11 protein-coding genes are annotated in these 14,875 nt (G+C 61.3%); 6 read left to right on the top strand and 5 right to left on the bottom strand.

The genetic code is table 11. The features are described from left to right. A partial coding sequence (locus tag HX793_RS01745; RefSeq protein WP_178905452.1) for a DUF748 domain-containing protein occupies positions 1 to 1,056 on the bottom strand: 1,056 nt, incomplete at its 3' end. Between the two features lie 126 nt (positions 1,057 to 1,182). On the opposite strand from HX793_RS01745, the gene cysK reads away from it, so the two are divergent. After that, the gene (gene cysK / locus HX793_RS01740; protein ID WP_038846532.1) at positions 1,183 to 2,157 is read left to right on the top strand and encodes a cysteine synthase A; all 975 of its coding nucleotides are present in this window, start codon (positions 1,183 to 1,185) and stop codon (positions 2,155 to 2,157) included. A gap of 85 nt (positions 2,158 to 2,242) precedes the next feature. Beyond that, positions 2,243 to 3,181 carry an aspartyl/asparaginyl beta-hydroxylase domain-containing protein gene (locus HX793_RS01735; protein ID WP_177095977.1) on the top strand — a complete coding sequence of 313 codons (939 nt, stop codon included), beginning with the start codon at positions 2,243 to 2,245 and terminating at the stop codon, positions 3,179 to 3,181. Between the two features lie 126 nt (positions 3,182 to 3,307). Here HX793_RS01735 and acnA read toward each other — a convergent pair whose 3' ends face one another. Continuing rightward, positions 3,308 to 6,049, bottom strand: a complete 2,742-nt coding sequence (gene acnA, locus HX793_RS01730) for an aconitate hydratase AcnA (RefSeq protein WP_177095975.1) — start codon at positions 6,047 to 6,049, stop codon at positions 3,308 to 3,310. A 196-nt stretch (positions 6,050 to 6,245) separates the two neighbouring features. Between acnA and rlmM the strand changes: the two genes are divergently transcribed. Both rlmM and tusA read left to right on the top strand, forming a co-directional pair. Continuing rightward, positions 6,246 to 7,322, top strand: a complete 1,077-nt coding sequence (gene rlmM / locus HX793_RS01725) for a 23S rRNA (cytidine(2498)-2'-O)-methyltransferase RlmM (RefSeq protein WP_016975248.1) — start codon at positions 6,246 to 6,248, stop codon at positions 7,320 to 7,322. A 27-nt stretch (positions 7,323 to 7,349) separates the two neighbouring features. Continuing rightward, complete coding sequence (gene tusA / locus HX793_RS01720; protein WP_177051069.1) at positions 7,350 to 7,601, top strand: sulfurtransferase TusA; 252 nt, start codon at positions 7,350 to 7,352, stop codon at positions 7,599 to 7,601. A gap of 108 nt (positions 7,602 to 7,709) precedes the next feature. On the opposite strand, the gene HX793_RS01715 is transcribed toward tusA, so the two are convergent. Next, complete coding sequence (locus tag HX793_RS01715; protein ID WP_177003457.1) at positions 7,710 to 9,104, bottom strand: MATE family efflux transporter; 1,395 nt, start codon at positions 9,102 to 9,104, stop codon at positions 7,710 to 7,712. Positions 9,105 to 9,244: 140 nt separating this feature from the next. Here HX793_RS01715 and pdxB point away from each other — a divergent pair, with 140 nt between their 5' ends. Further along, a complete protein-coding gene (gene pdxB, locus HX793_RS01710) occupies positions 9,245 to 10,387 on the top strand; it encodes a 4-phosphoerythronate dehydrogenase PdxB (protein WP_177051071.1) in 1,143 nt (380 codons plus the stop codon). A 53-nt stretch (positions 10,388 to 10,440) separates the two neighbouring features. Here the strand turns inward: pdxB and HX793_RS01705 are convergent, their stop codons facing one another. Continuing rightward, complete coding sequence (locus HX793_RS01705) at positions 10,441 to 10,614, bottom strand: PA1571 family protein (protein WP_016975252.1); 174 nt, start codon at positions 10,612 to 10,614, stop codon at positions 10,441 to 10,443. Positions 10,615 to 10,861: 247 nt separating this feature from the next. Between HX793_RS01705 and HX793_RS01700 the strand changes: the two genes are divergently transcribed. Continuing rightward, positions 10,862 to 12,646, top strand: a complete 1,785-nt coding sequence (locus HX793_RS01700) for an ABC transporter transmembrane domain-containing protein (protein ID WP_177051081.1) — start codon at positions 10,862 to 10,864, stop codon at positions 12,644 to 12,646. Positions 12,647 to 12,805: 159 nt separating this feature from the next. Here HX793_RS01700 and HX793_RS01695 read toward each other — a convergent pair whose 3' ends face one another. Then, the gene (locus tag HX793_RS01695; RefSeq protein ID WP_177051088.1) at positions 12,806 to 14,734 is read right to left on the bottom strand and encodes a transglycosylase SLT domain-containing protein; all 1,929 of its coding nucleotides are present in this window, start codon (positions 14,732 to 14,734) and stop codon (positions 12,806 to 12,808) included. Between the last annotated feature and the right edge of the window lie 141 nt (positions 14,735 to 14,875).

The following is a 14,875-nucleotide window of genomic DNA, read 5'->3' as shown; positions in this document are numbered from 1 at the left end:
TTGCTCGTAGCGGGCATTGAAGGCCTGGATAAAGCCGTTGCGCAAAATCGCCAAAAAAGCAGAAAACGCGCTGACATTTTGCTGGTGCACGCTGCCACTGAGTTCAACACGGGTGGCGAACTGGTTTTTCGCCTGGTTTTTCAGCACGGTTTCGCTGGCGCCGACCACGGCCTCCCAGATCGAGCGGAAGATGTTCTTGTCTTTGTTTTCCACGTCCTGTTGCCAATCAAACACTTCGACGTCGCGCAGCAGCGGCTTGATATAGCCGGTCAACTGGCCTTTTTCCGCCTGGGCTTCGATCACCACATCACCGGTGCCAGCCTTGAAATCGAATTTGCCGTAGGCCGAGGCAAAGTCATTCATGCGCTTGAGTTGCAGGTCCTTGGCGCGAAAGCGGAATTCGAAGTTCTCGAAATTGCTTAGCGGGTCGAAGGTGGCAGTGGCCTCCAGCGGCGCCTGGCCTTGCAGCAGGGCTTTGCCCTCGAAGCGAGCGTCGCGCTTGCCTTTGACGTCGACGACGTTGGTCAGGTTATAGAAGCTGGCGTTGACCTCGGTGGCGTTGATGTTGACCGGTGGTTTGGAACTGAAGTTGTGGAAGGCGATCTTACCGTCTTCGATGCGCACCTCGTCGAGGGTGATGGGCGCCAGCTTGCTTAACTGCTCGCGCCAGTCGGTGCCTTTACCGGTCTGGGACGCCTGCTTGTTGGCGCCGCCGTCGACGAAGTTCACCTCGGGGTTGATAAAACGCACCTTGGCCACCACCGCATGGTCGTACCACAGCGAGTGCCAGCTCACTGCTAGGTCGATCAGCGGCGCCCTGACGAACGGTACCGGCACCTTGCCGTCGACCTTGATGATCTCCAGACCGTTGATCTTGTAGGCGCCGCGCCACAGGGCCAGGTCCACATCGGCCACCTGGCCACGGTAGTCGCCCATGTTGGCGAGCTTTTCATTCAGATAGTTACGCACCAGATAGGGCAGGGCGATGCTCAGGGCGACAAGTACTACCAGTAATCCGGCGACGGTCCATAGTGGCCAGCTGTAGCGACGTTTCATGGTTCAGTCCTCCTTGCTCGTAGGAGATTGACTACTGTGAAGCGCGCAACGTTCCTCCGACTGGACGCTTCGCGGCACGAGGCATACCCTTGTGGCCTTCCAGAAGACCGCCCAATAGGACCCGTCATGAGCCGCATCTTTGCAGACAACGCGCACTCCATCGGTAACACGCCCCTGGTTCAGATCAACCGGATCGCACCGCGTGGTGTGACCATCCTGGCCAAGATCGAAGGGCGTAACCCAGGCTACTCGGTGAAGTGCCGCATTGGCGCAAACATGATCTGGGACGCTGAAAGCACCGGCAAACTCAAGCCGGGCATGACCATTGTCGAACCCACCTCCGGCAACACCGGCATCGGCCTGGCATTCGTCGCCGCCGCCCGTGGGTACAAATTGCTGCTGACCATGCCGGCCTCCATGAGCATCGAGCGACGCAAGGTGCTCAAGGCCCTCGGCGCGGAGCTGGTGCTGACCGAGCCGGCCAAGGGCATGAAGGGCGCGATCGAGAAAGCCGGCGAAATCGTTGCCAGCGACCCCGCCACCTATTTCATGCCGGCCCAGTTCGAAAACCCGGCCAACCCGGCGATCCACGAGAAAACCACCGGTCCGGAAATCTGGAATGACACCGATGGCGCCGTGGACGTGCTGGTGGCGGGGGTGGGCACCGGCGGCACCATCACGGGTGTGTCGCGCTATATCAAGAACATTGCGGGCAAACCGATCCTGTCGGTGGCGGTCGAGCCGATTGTGTCGCCGGTGATCACCCAGGCGCTGGCCGGTGAAGAGATCAAGCCCAGCCCGCACAAGATCCAGGGCATCGGCGCAGGGTTCGTGCCGAAGAACCTTGACCTGTCGATGGTTGACCGCGTGGAGCTGGTGACCGACGACGAATCCAAGGCCATGGCCCTGCGCCTGATGCAGGAAGAGGGCATTCTGTGCGGCATTTCCTGCGGCGCCGCGATGGCCGTGGCGGTACGCTTGGCCGAGAAACCGGAGATGCAGGGCAAGACCATTGTGGTGGTTTTGCCGGACTCCGGTGAGCGCTACCTGTCGAGCATGCTCTTCAGCGATTTGTTTACCGATCAGGAAAACCAGGCTTGATGTGTGTCAGCACTGACACCTTGGGCCTTCTGCATACTGGCCCAAGTGTTTATGATGCCCGGCGCATTTTTTCAGGAGTTGCTGCATGACCTTTTCTTTAGCGGCCAAGCTGTCGGTGTTGTTGGTGTTTATCGGCAGCACACTGTACGTGCACCTGCGCGGCAAGGCGCGTTTGCCGGTATTGCGTCAGTTCGTCAACCATTCGGCGCTGTTCGCCCCGTATAACGCCTTGATGTACCTGTTCTCGGCCGTGCCGTCCAAGCCATACCTGGACCGCAGCAAGTTCCCGGAACTGGATGTGCTCAAGGACAACTGGGAAGTGATCCGCGAAGAGGCCATGCACCTGTTCGACGAGGGTTACATCCGCGCGGCCGAAAAGAACAACGACGCCGGCTTCGGCTCGTTCTTCAAGAAGGGCTGGAAGCGTTTCTACCTCAAGTGGTACGACAAACCCCTGCCGTCGGCCGAGACGCTGTGCCCGAAAACCGTGGCGCTGGTGAGCAGCATTCCGAACGTGAAAGGCGCGATGTTCGCGCTGTTGCCGGGCGGCAGCCACCTCAACCCGCACCGCGATCCGTTCGCCGGTTCCCTGCGTTATCACCTGGGCCTGTCCACGCCGAACTCCGACGACTGCCGCATCTTTGTCGACGGCCAGGTCTACGCCTGGCGTGACGGTGAAGACGTGATGTTCGACGAAACCTACGTGCACTGGGTCAAGAACGAAACCGAGCAGACCCGTGTAATCCTGTTCTGCGACATCGAGCGCCCCCTGAGCAACCGCGTAATGACCCGAGTCAACCGTTGGGTCAGCAAGCAATTGGGGCGCGCCACTGCGCCGCAGAACCTGGATGACGAGCGCGTGGGCGGGATCAACCAGGCGTACGCCTGGAGCAAGACCTTCAGTGACAAGTTCAGCGGCGTGGTCAAGCAGTGGAAGCGCAAGCATCCGAAGGCTTACCGGATTGCGCGGCCGGTGCTGGCTGTTGTTGTGCTGGTGTTGCTGTGGAAGTGGCTCTTCGGCTGACCTGAAATACGGTCAAAACTGTGGGAGCTGGCTTGCCTGCGATAGCGGTAGGCCAGCTAACAGGTATCTAGCTGACACACCGCAATCGCAGGCAAGCCAGCTCCCACATTTGATCTCCGGTGTCCTCTAGCTGGCGATCAACTGGCGCAGCACATAGTGCAAGATGCCGCCTGATTTGAAGTACTCGACTTCATTCAACGTATCGATCCGGCACAACACCTCCACCTTCTCGCTGCTGCCATCCTCCCGCGTAATCACCAGCGTCAGGTTCATCCGCGGCACGATCTCCACGTCAGTCAGCCCGAGAATGTCGATCCTCTCCTTTCCGGTCAGCTTGAGTGTCTTGCGGTTCTGATCCAGCTTGAACTGCAACGGCAGCACGCCCATGCCCACCAGGTTGGAGCGGTGGATCCGCTCGAAACTCTCGGCGATCACCGCCTTGACGCCCAGCAGGTTGGTGCCCTTGGCTGCCCAGTCGCGGCTGGAGCCGGTGCCGTATTCCTGGCCGGCAACCACCACCAAGGGCGTGCCCGAGGCCTGGTACTTCATCGACGCGTCATAGATCGCCATCTTCTCGCCGGTGGGGATGTACAGCGTATTGCCGCCTTCCTCGCCGCCGAGCATTTCATTGCGGATACGGATATTGGCAAAAGTGCCGCGCATCATCACTTCATGGTTGCCCCGGCGTGAGCCGTAGGAGTTGAAGTCGCGCGGTTCCACGCCTTGTTCGCGCAAGTAGCGACCGGCAGGGCTGTCGGTCTTGATATTGCCGGCCGGGGAGATGTGGTCGGTGGTCACCGAATCACCGAGCAACGCCAGCACGTTGGCGCCTTTGACGTCTTTGATGACCGGCAGAGGCCCGGCAATGTCGTCGAAGAACGGCGGATGCTGGATATAGGTCGAATCCTTTTGCCACACGTAGGTGGCGGCCTGTGGCACTTCAATGGCTTGCCATTGCTCGTCACCGGCGAAGACCTCGGCGTATTCCTTGTGGAACATACCGGTGCTGACCTGAGCCACGGCATCCGCGATTTCCTTGCTGCTGGGCCAGATGTCCTTGAGGTACACCGGCTTGCCGTCTGGGTCATTCCCCAGCGGTTCACTGCTGATATCGATGCGAACGGTGCCCGCCAAGGCATACGCCACCACCAGCGGCGGCGAAGCCAGCCAATTGGTTTTCACCAGCGGGTGCACGCGGCCTTCGAAGTTGCGGTTACCTGACAGCACTGAAGCCACCGCAAGGTCGGCCCTCTGGATGGCTTTTTCGATCGGCTCGGGCAGCGGGCCGGAGTTGCCGATGCAGGTGGTGCAGCCGTAACCCACCAGGTCGAAGCCCAGCTTGTCCAAGTACTGAGTGAGGCCCGCCGCTTTGTAATAGTCGGTAACCACTTTGGAGCCTGGCGCCAGGGAGGTCTTAACCCAAGGCTTGCGCGTCAGGCCCTTTTCCACGGCCTTTTTCGCCACCAGCCCAGCCGCCATCATCACGCTGGGGTTGGAGGTGTTGGTGCAGGACGTGATCGCGGCGATCACCACCGCGCCGTTTTTCAGGCGATAGGTCTGGCCGTCGTATTCATAGTCGGTTTCGCCCACCAGGTCGGCATTGCCCACGGCAACCCCGCCACCGCCTTCGCTTTCCAGGCGGCCCTCTTCTTTGTTGGTGGGTTTGAATTGCAGGTCGAGGAAGTCGCTGAAGGCCTGGCCGACATTCGGCAGTGCCACGCGGTCCTGCGGGCGTTTCGGCCCGGCCAGGCTGGCTTCGACGTTGCCCATGTCCAGGGCCAGGCTGTCTGTGAACACCGGCTCCTGGCCGGCATTGCGCCACAGGCCCTGGGCTTTGGTGTAAGCCTCGACCAGCTTCACGGTTTCTGCGGGACGGCCGGAGAGGCGCAGGTAGTCCAGCGTCACTTCATCCACGGGGAAAAAGCCGCAGGTGGCGCCGTATTCCGGGGCCATGTTGGCGATGGTGGCGCGGTCGGCCAACGGCAGATCAGCCAGGCCGTCGCCGTAGAATTCGACGAATTTCCCCACTACGCCTTTTTTGCGCAGCATCTGGGTCACGGTCAGCACCAAGTCAGTGGCAGTAATGCCTTCTTTCAATTTGCCGGTGAGCTTGAAGCCGATCACTTCCGGGATCAGCATCGACACCGGCTGGCCGAGCATCGCCGCTTCCGCTTCGATCCCGCCCACGCCCCAGCCGAGTACGCCGAGGCCGTTGATCATGGTGGTGTGGGAATCGGTGCCGACCAGTGTGTCCGGGAAGGCGTAGGTGCGGCCGTCTTCGTCCTTGGTCCACACGGTGCGGCCGAGGTATTCGAGGTTGACCTGGTGGCAGATGCCGGTGCCCGGTGGCACCACGCTGAAGTTGTCAAAGGCGCTCTGGCCCCAGCGCAGGAAGGCGTAGCGTTCGCCGTTGCGCTGCATTTCAATGTCGACGTTCTGCTCAAAGGCGTCGGCATTGCCGAACTTGTCGACCATCACCGAGTGGTCAATCACCAAGTCCACGGGCGATAGCGGGTTGATGCGCTGCGGGTCGCCCCCAGCCTTGGCCACGGCGGCGCGCATGGCGGCCAGGTCGACCACGGCGGGGACGCCGGTAAAGTCTTGCATCAAAACTCGAGCGGGGCGGTACTGGATCTCACGGTCGGACTGGCGTTCCTTGAGCCAGGCGGCAATGGCTTTGAGGTCGGCGCCGGTGACGGTCTTGTTGTCTTCCCAGCGCAGCAGGTTTTCCAGCAGCACCTTCAGCGACATCGGCAGCTTGTCCAGGTCACCCAGGCTCTTGGCGGCTTCGGGCAGGCTGAAGTAGTGGTAGGTTTTGCTGTCTATTTCAAGGGTCTTAAGGGTACTCAGGCTATCAAGCGATGACATGACACGACTCCTTATGGTCCGCACGGCTACGGACCTGACGGGACGAACAGAGCTATCAACTTAGCCCTGTTTTCATTAGCAGGCTAATAACTGGACTCTATCGTTAAGTCCAAGGTTCCGAACTCCGTTATCATGCGCGGGTTTTCATGACAGGCATTGCGACAGCGCAACGTCAGTTGATTCACTTGGAGAGTTGATGAACACCCTTTTTATGCACTGCCGCCCGGGTTTTGAAGGCGAAGTCTGTTCCGAGATCGCGGACCTCGCCGCGCGTCTGAACGTTTCCGGCTACGCCAAGGCCAAGACCGGCAGCGCCTGCGCCGAATTTGTCTGCACCGAAGAAGACGGCGCCCAGCGCCTGATGCACGGCCAGCGCTTTGCCGAGCTGATCTTTCCTCGGCAGTGGGCGCGCGGGGTGTTCATCGATCTGCCGGAAACCGACCGCATCAGCGTGATCCTCGCCCACCTGCGCGAATTCCCGGTGTGCGGCAGCCTGTGGCTGGAGATGGTCGATACCAACGACGGCAAGGAACTGTCCAACTTCTGCAAGAAATTCGAAGTGCACCTGCGCAAAGCCCTGCTGAACGCCGGCAAGCTGGTGGACGACCCGAGCAAGCCGCGCCTGCTGCTGACCTTCAAGAGTGGCCGCGAAGTGTTCATGGGCCTGGCCGAGTCGAACAACTCGGCGATGTGGCCGATGGGTATTCCGCGCCTCAAGTTCCCCCGCGAAGCGCCCAGCCGTTCGACCCTCAAGCTGGAAGAGGCCTGGCACCACTTCATCCCCCGCGACCAGTGGGACGAGCGCCTGCACGGTGATATGACCGGCGTGGACCTCGGCGCAGCGCCCGGCGGCTGGACCTGGCAACTGGTCAACCGTGGCATGCTGGTGACCGCCATCGACAACGGCCCGATGGCCGAAAGCCTGATGGACACTGGCCTGGTGCAGCACTTGATGGCCGACGGTTTCACCTTCGTGCCCAAGCAGCCGGTGGACTGGATGGTCTGCGACATCGTCGAAAAGCCGGCGCGTAACGCCGCGTTGCTGGAAACCTGGATCGGCGAAGGGCATTGCCGCGAGGCGGTGGTGAACTTGAAGCTGCCGATGAAGCAGCGCTACGCCGAAGTGAAGCGCCTGCTGGAACGCATCGAAGACGGCTTCAAGGCGCGCGGCATCCGTGTGGAGATCGGCTGCAAGCAGCTGTACCACGACCGTGAGGAAGTGACCTGCCATTTGCGTCGGTTGGTGGATGTGAAGAAAACCAAGGCCCGGTAGACTGGCGGCCAGTTTCAGGAGTAGATCATGAGCGATATTTTCGACAGCGCCGTCGACGGCACCTTAGATGCAACAGGCTTGAATTGCCCGGAACCCGTGATGATGCTGCACCAGCACATCCGCGACCTGCCGCCCGGCGGCTTGCTCAAGGTGATCGCGACCGACCCGTCCACGCGCCGCGATATCCCCAAGTTCTGCGTGTTCCTTGACCACGAACTGGTGGGTCAGCAGGAGCAGGCCGGTACGTACTTGTACTGGATCCGCAAAAAAGCCGACTGATCACTCGATGTACTTAAGGGGCGAGCTTGCTCGCGAAAATCCTCAAAGATAACGTGGCGCACCTGGGTTAACGCGGCGCTCTCGGGTTTTTCGCGAGCAAGCTCGCTCCTACAGATGTGCCTTGTCGGCGCGGATACGCCGGCGTGCACTGCGCGCCAGGCGCACCAGCAACATCCCCGCCGCACAGCTCAGTCCCACGATCAGCCCTTGCCACAAGCCGCTGGGGCCGCTCGGCTCGCCGAGCCAATTCGTCAGCCCCAGTGCGTAACCCACCGGCAGGCCAACGCCCCAATAGGCGAACAAGGTCAGTACCATCGTCACTCGGGTGTCCTGGTAACCACGCAGTGCGCCGGCCGCCGTGACCTGGATCGAGTCGGAAAACTGGAACAGTGCCGAGAACACGATCAGCGTCGAAGCCAAGTGAATGACCACCGGGTCCGGCGTATAGATTGCCGCAATCTGCTCGCGAAACAGCAGCATCAGGCTGCAGGACAGGCAGGCGTAGGCCAATGCCGTGCCCATGCCCACCCCGGCGGCGAAGCGTGCTTCACGCGGTTCGCCACGCCCCAGGGCCTGGCCGACCCGCACAGTGACGGCCATGCTCAGGGAGTAGGGGATCATGAACACCAGAGAGCTGACGTTCAGCGCGATCTGATGACCGGACACCACCGTGGCTCCCAAGCTGCCCAGCAGCAGGGCGATCACCGCAAAAATGCTCGACTCGGCAAAGATCGCCACGCCAATCGGCAGGCCAATGCCCAGTACGCGCTTGATCACCGCCCATTGCGGCCAGTCGAAGCGCTTGAACAATTCGCTGCTCTGGTAGGCCGGCCCCCAGCGGGTCCAGGCGGCCAGGCCAAGCATCATCGCCCACATCGAAATAGCCGTGGCCCAGCCGCAGCCTACGCCGCCCATGGCCGGCAGGCCGAGGTGACCGTAGATGAAGATGTAGTTCAGCGGAATGTTCAGCGCCAGGCCGAAGAGGCCCATGACCATGCTCGGCAGCGTACGACCCAGGCCGTCACTGAAGCAGCGCAGCACGTAATAGAACGCAATGGCCGGCATACCGGCGGCGATGCCATGCAAGTAACCCATGGTGGGCGCGATCAGGTCCGGCTCAACCTTCATTGCATGCAGGATCGGCTCGGCGCAGAGCAGCAGCAGTGAGCCGATGATGCCGACCACCAAGGCCAGCCACAATGACTGACGCACCAGCGGCCCGATTTCGCTGTATTGGCCCGCGCCGTAGCGTTGTGCGACTTTCGGTGTGGTGGCCAGCAGCGTACCGCTCATCAGCAGGTAGACCGGAATCCAGATCGAGTTGCCCAGGCCCACCGCCGCCAAGTCTTGGGGGCTGACGCGGCCGGCCATCACCGCATCGACAAAACTCATCGCAGTGGTGGCCAGTTGGCCGACCATGATCGGCAGGGCGAGCGTCAGCAGGCCGCCGACTTCCCGGCTGATGCGGGCGGGGCGGCTGAGGGTGGCAGAGGCAGTGTTCACGTACAGGTGTCCAATAAAGGGATGCGCAAGGACCGCGGATTCTACGCCTTGACGCATTGGTCAGGAAAAAACCTGTGTTAGGGATTTGTAAGCGCGGGCCGCGATCCCTGTACACTGCGGGTCCGCGAAAGGAGCCTGCCATGCTGATTGTTGCCGACGAAAATATTCCGCTGCTCGATGCATTCTTCCAGGGATTTGGCGAGATTCGCCGCGTGCCCGGCCGTTCCATCGACCGAGCCACGGTCGAGCAGGCTGACGTGCTGCTGGTGCGCTCAGTGACCAACGTCAACCGTGCGCTGCTGGAGGGCACGAAGGTGCGCTTCGTCGGCACCTGCACCATCGGCACCGATCACCTGGACCTCGACTACTTCAAGCAGGCCGGCATCCAATGGTCCAGCGCCCCCGGCTGCAATGCCCGTGGCGTGGTGGATTATGTGCTGGGCAGCCTGATGACCCTGGCTGAAATCGAAGGTGCCGACCTCACTCAGCGCACCTATGGCGTGGTCGGGGCCGGCGAAGTGGGCGGGCGGCTGGTCAAGGTGCTCAAGGGCCTGGGCTGGAACGTGCTGGTGTGTGACCCGCCACGGCAGATTGCCGAAGACGGCGATTACGTCAGCCTGGAGCAGATCATCGAGCAGTGCGATGTGATCAGCCTGCACACGCCGTTGACCAAGTCCGGCAATGGCTCCACCTGGCACCTGTTCGACCGCCAGCGGCTCAACCAGCTCAAGCCCGGCACCTGGCTGATCAACGCCAGCCGTGGCCCGGTGGTGGACAACGCCGCCCTGCGCGAGGTGTTGCTGGCGCGCGAAGACCTGCAAGCGGTGCTGGATGTGTGGGAGGGCGAACCTGAAGTGGACGTGGACCTGGCCGACCTGTGCGTGCTGGCCACGCCGCATATCGCTGGTTACAGCCTGGATGGCAAGCAACGCGGCACGGCGCAGATCTATCAGGCGTTCTGCGCGCACCTGGGGCAGGAGCCGAGTATTCAGTTGAGTGATTTGCTGCCGCCGCCGTGGTTGGCCGAGGTGCAGTTGAACGCGTCCACCGACCCGGCCTGGGCGCTGGCGACCCTGTGCCGCAGCGTGTACGACCCGCGCCGTGATGATGCGGACTTCCGGCGGAGCCTGGTAGGAACGGTGGAAGAACAGCGTAAAGCGTTTGACCTGCTGCGTAAAAACTACCCGGAGCGCCGTGAAATTGATGGCTTGAAGGTGCGCATTAACGGTGAGTCGGCAGCATTGTCGAACATCATCAGCGCATTGGGTGCCGTGAGCGTCTAGATCCCCATAAAAAACCCGGCCACCAAGGCCGGGTTTGAAAGAGCATAGGCGCTTCAGCCTTGTTGGGCAGGCTTGACCAGTCGCTGTTCCAGTTCGCTGCACGCTTGCTGGATCATCTCTTCGGTAATCTGCACATCTTTGCCATTGGCATCGACGTACCAGCAGGGCAATTGCTGCGGCTGGCGGATTACTTCAATCTTGGCATCGCTGCTGTTTTGCAAGGTCATGGCCTGTCTCCTCATCAGGTTGTGTACCCATTCTGCTCATCACTCTAAGCCGCCCGCGTGACCAGGCTGTTACAACTCCATTCAAAGCCACCTGTTCGAACACCCAGTCCACCAGAAACCGATACAAATTTCCAGCCAGGGGTTAGACCGATAGCCTCTAGGGATAGGTATCGGCGGGCATAATTAACCTGACTCATTGTTATTTACCCAAGTTCCCCCAATGTTGAGGACAGGTTCCTCATTGGTGATGCCCTCCATGTTCTCAGTCCGTCAACGCCGCGCGATCCGTCTGGCCAGCCGCTTCATCGCGCCCTACCGCTGGCAGGCGCTTGGCGCCCTGTTAGCGCTGATCGTCACGGCCGGCATCACTTTGTCCATGGGGCAGGGCATTCGCCTGCTGGTGGACCAGGGTTTCATGACCCAATCCCCGCACTTGCTCAACCAGTCCATCGGCCTGTTCATGGTCCTGGTGCTGGGGCTGGCAGTGGGCACCTTCGCACGGTTTTATCTGGTGTCGTGGATCGGCGAGCGGGTGGTGGCGGATATCCGTCGGCAAGTGTTCAACCATTTGATCTACCTGCATCCGGGCTTTTACGAGAACAACCGCAGTTCGGAGATCCAGTCGCGGTTGACCACCGACACCACGTTGCTGCAATCGGTGATCGGCTCGTCGTTGTCGCTGTTCCTGCGCAATGCGTTGATGGTCATCGGTGGCATCGTGTTGCTGTTTGTCACCAACCCCAAGCTCACCAGTATCGTGGTGGTAGCGCTGCCGCTGGTGCTGGCGCCGATCCTGATCTTCGGCCGCCGGGTGCGCAGCTTGTCGCGCCAAAGCCAGGACCGCATCGCCGACGTGGGCAGCTATGTGTCCGAGACCCTCGGCCAGATCAAGACCGTGCAGGCCTACAACCATCAGGTGCAGGACGAGCAGCGTTTCGCCGTGACCGTGGAAGACGCCTTTACCACCGCGCGCAAACGCATCACCCAGCGCGCCTGGCTGATTACCCTGGTGATCATGCTGGTGCTCGGCGCCGTGGGTGTGATGCTGTGGGTCGGCGGCATGGACGTGATCAGCGGGCGTATTTCCGGCGGTGAGCTGGCGGCGTTCGTGTTCTACAGCCTTATAGTCGGCAGTGCGGTCGGCACCCTGAGTGAAGTGCTCGGTGAGTTGCAGCGCGCCGCCGGGGCCGCCGAGCGCATTGGTGAGTTGTTGCAGTCGAGCAACGAGATCCAGGCGCCGACCGCAGGCACCGTCCAATTGCCCGCCCGTGTCAGCGGCCGCATGGAGGTGCAAGACCTGCGTTTCTCCTATCCCTCACGGCCGGACAGCTACGCCATCGACGGCCTGAACCTGACCATCAATCCTGGCGAAACCCTCGCGTTGGTGGGCCCCTCCGGCGCGGGTAAATCGACGATTTTCGACCTGTTGTTGCGCTTCTACGACCCCCAGCAAGGCCGCATCCTGCTCGAAGGCCATCCACTCACCGAACTCGACCCCATGGACCTGCGCCGCCACTTCGCCCTGGTGTCCCAGAGCCCGGCGCTGTTCTTCGGCAGCGTCGAAGAAAACATCCGCTACGGCAACCCGACCGCCACCCAGGAACAGGTTGAAGCCGCCGCCCGCATTGCCCATGCCCACGACTTCATCCTGCAAATGCCCGACGGCTACCAGACTCATCTAGGCGACGGCGGCATGGGCCTCTCCGGCGGCCAACGCCAACGCCTGGCTATTGCCCGCGCGCTGCTGGTGGACGCGCCGATCCTGCTGCTCGACGAAGCTACCAGCGCCCTTGATGCCCAGAGTGAACACCTGATCCAGCAAGCGCTGCCGCAGTTGATGCAAGGGCGCACCACGCTGGTGATCGCCCATCGGCTGGCCACGGTGAAGAACGCTGATCGCATTGCGGTGATGGACCAGGGCAAGTTGGTGGCGGTGGGGACGCATCAGCAGTTGATTGCGAGCAATGCGTTGTATGCGCGGTTGGCGGCGTTGCAGTTCAGTGATGGGCTTGAAGAGCACGCGTCACACTAAAGTCCAGTCCATAAAAAATGCCCGCATTTCTCAATGCGGGCATCGATGTCTCTGTAGGAGCAAGCTTGCCCGCGAAAAACGTCAACGATAACGTAGCTATCCTGGTTTTAAGCGGCGTCCTCAGGTTGTTCGCGAGCAAGCTCGCTCCTACATAGTGGCCTACTGATCATCAAAATACCGCTCATGCCAATCCACCAACGGCTGTGGCGAGTTGAGCTTTTGCCCGTAGATCACCGAATAAGACAGCACGTTCTGCACATACTGGCGGGTTTCGTCGAACGGGATGCTTTCCACCCACACATCGAAACTCAGGTGGTCTGCGCCGCGCAGCCACTGACGTACGCGACCGGGGCCGGCGTTGTAGGCGGCGGAGGCGAGCACGCGGTTGCCGTTGAACTGGCTGTGCACCTGGCTCAGGTAGGCGGCGCCGAGCTGGATGTTCTTGTCCGGGTCCAGCACTTGGGCCGGGGAGGCCAGGGGGATGCTGAACTTGCGCGCCGTTTCCTTGGCGGTACCGGGCATCAGTTGCATCAGGCCGCTGGCGCCGACGCCGGAGCGGGCGTCGTCCATGAAGGCACTTTCCTGACGGGTGATGGCGAATACCCAGCTGGAATGCAGGCCGCGCACCTTGGCTTCACGCACCAGGGTGTCGCGGTGCGCCATTGGGAAGCGGATGTCCAGGTCATCCCAGTACTGCGCCTGGCTGATGGTGCGGATCGCCGGGAAGTACCACTTCATGTCGTAGGCCAGCCTGGCCTGGGCGACCATCTCGTCACGGTTGAAGTGACGGCTCACGTGGTACCACTCACGACGGCCATCCACGATCTGGCCACGAGCGTAGAATTCCAGCGCACGGCGCACGCCCGGCGTGTTGCGCACTTTGTTGACCAGCGCCTGGCTCATCAGTAGCGGTTTGTTCTTCAACTGATACGGGGCTTTGGAGCGATCTGCCGCAAGGAAACCGTAGAAGTCACGCTCTTGTGCCAGGTTCTTGTACAACACCAGCGCTTGCGGGTTTTTCGGCTCGGCCAGCTCCAGGCTGCGGGCCTGCCAGTAGCGCCAGCGGTTGGTGGTCGCCAAGTCTTGTGGGAGTTTGCGGGTCAACTGATAGGCATCTTCCCAACGTGCCAGGCGCAGCAACAAGCGCAGGCGCCATTCGGAGACAGTGTTGTCGCGCAGTTCCGGATCGTACTTGGTCATCACCTCAAGGGCGCGCGGGTCATAGCGCTTGGCCAGGGTCAGGCCGATTTCCCGGGCGATCGACACTTTTTCGTCACGAGAGAAGTGCATGCTGCTGGCATAGCCGTCGAGCAGGGCCATGGCTTTGTCCGGATCCTGGCGGGCCAGGCGACGCAAGCCCAGGCCGACGGCGTCCGACATGGCCTCGGTAGCTGGCAGGAAGCGTGATGGGTCGCTGAGCATGTCGGGCTTTTGCGCCACGTCCACCATCAGGCGGCCTTGGGCGCCGAGGGTGGGCAAGGTTTTCACCAGGCTGTTGGCGAGCGCGTAGTTGCGCGCTTCGGCGGCGAGTTTGGTGCGGTCCCAGATCTTCTGTTCGGTGAGCTGCCCGTCAGCCGCCCATTGGCCGAAGGTGGCATCGCAGGCAGCCGGTTGAGACTTGCCGGTCATCCAGAGCTTTTCGGTGGTCTTGTAGCCTTCGGCTTTCAGATTGTGGGTGAGCTGGTACTGGCCCTGCAGGCAGTCCAGCTCAACGAAATTGAGCTTGGCGTCGTAGTACTTTTCAAAGGTCTGCCAATCGCCACGCTCGGCCAGCCAGCGCAACCAGCGCAGTTTCATCCAGTTGGCCTGCGGCAGGTCGCCGTTTTTGGCGAGGAACTGCTCGATTTCCTGGTTGCTCGCGGTTTTCAGGCGCGCCGTCAGTTCGTCATAGGCCAGGTACGGGGTCAGCGGGTAATCGGCCAGGGCCTGGCTGTATTGCATGTACGGGCCGGTATCGCCCTTGGCCAAAGCGCGTTTGGCTTCATCGTAATATTGACGTTGGGTGGTGAGGTCCACGGCCTGGGCGGATTGAACGGCGGTGGCGGAAAGAAGCAGACAAGATAAAAAGCTGAAAAGGCGACTGCGCATGAGACGTCCGTGCAGAGGAATCTGGACAAGTGCCGACGTCGTCGACACTGATTGCCCCTAGCTTAGCCTTTTGCCCGACACTGACGAAAGCTTTGCCGGGCGGTTCGTTCAAGTTCGTAGCAAATGTCCTACAGAACGTGT

Origin of the sequence: Pseudomonas reactans (assembly GCF_013387025.1) — a bacterium.
In the GTDB taxonomy this organism is placed as follows: domain Bacteria; phylum Pseudomonadota; class Gammaproteobacteria; order Pseudomonadales; family Pseudomonadaceae; genus Aquipseudomonas; species Aquipseudomonas reactans.
This window is presented reverse-complemented; position numbering and strand designations above follow the sequence as displayed.

Excerpts from the sequence above, each read along its gene's own strand:
- cysK (WP_038846532.1), top strand. The coding sequence starts at position 1,183 with ATGAGCCGCATCTTTGCAGACAACGCGCACTCCATCGGTAACACGCCC.
- HX793_RS01735 (WP_177095977.1), top strand. The coding sequence starts at position 2,243 with ATGACCTTTTCTTTAGCGGCCAAGCTGTCGGTGTTGTTGGTGTTTATC.
- acnA (WP_177095975.1), bottom strand. The coding sequence starts at position 6,049 with ATGTCATCGCTTGATAGCCTGAGTACCCTTAAGACCCTTGAAATAGAC.
- rlmM (WP_016975248.1), top strand. The coding sequence starts at position 6,246 with ATGAACACCCTTTTTATGCACTGCCGCCCGGGTTTTGAAGGCGAAGTC.
- tusA (WP_177051069.1), top strand. The coding sequence starts at position 7,350 with ATGAGCGATATTTTCGACAGCGCCGTCGACGGCACCTTAGATGCAACA.
- pdxB (WP_177051071.1), top strand. The coding sequence starts at position 9,245 with ATGCTGATTGTTGCCGACGAAAATATTCCGCTGCTCGATGCATTCTTC.
- HX793_RS01705 (WP_016975252.1), bottom strand. The coding sequence starts at position 10,614 with ATGACCTTGCAAAACAGCAGCGATGCCAAGATTGAAGTAATCCGCCAG.
- HX793_RS01700 (WP_177051081.1), top strand. The coding sequence starts at position 10,862 with ATGCCCTCCATGTTCTCAGTCCGTCAACGCCGCGCGATCCGTCTGGCC.
- HX793_RS01695 (WP_177051088.1), bottom strand. The coding sequence starts at position 14,734 with ATGCGCAGTCGCCTTTTCAGCTTTTTATCTTGTCTGCTTCTTTCCGCC.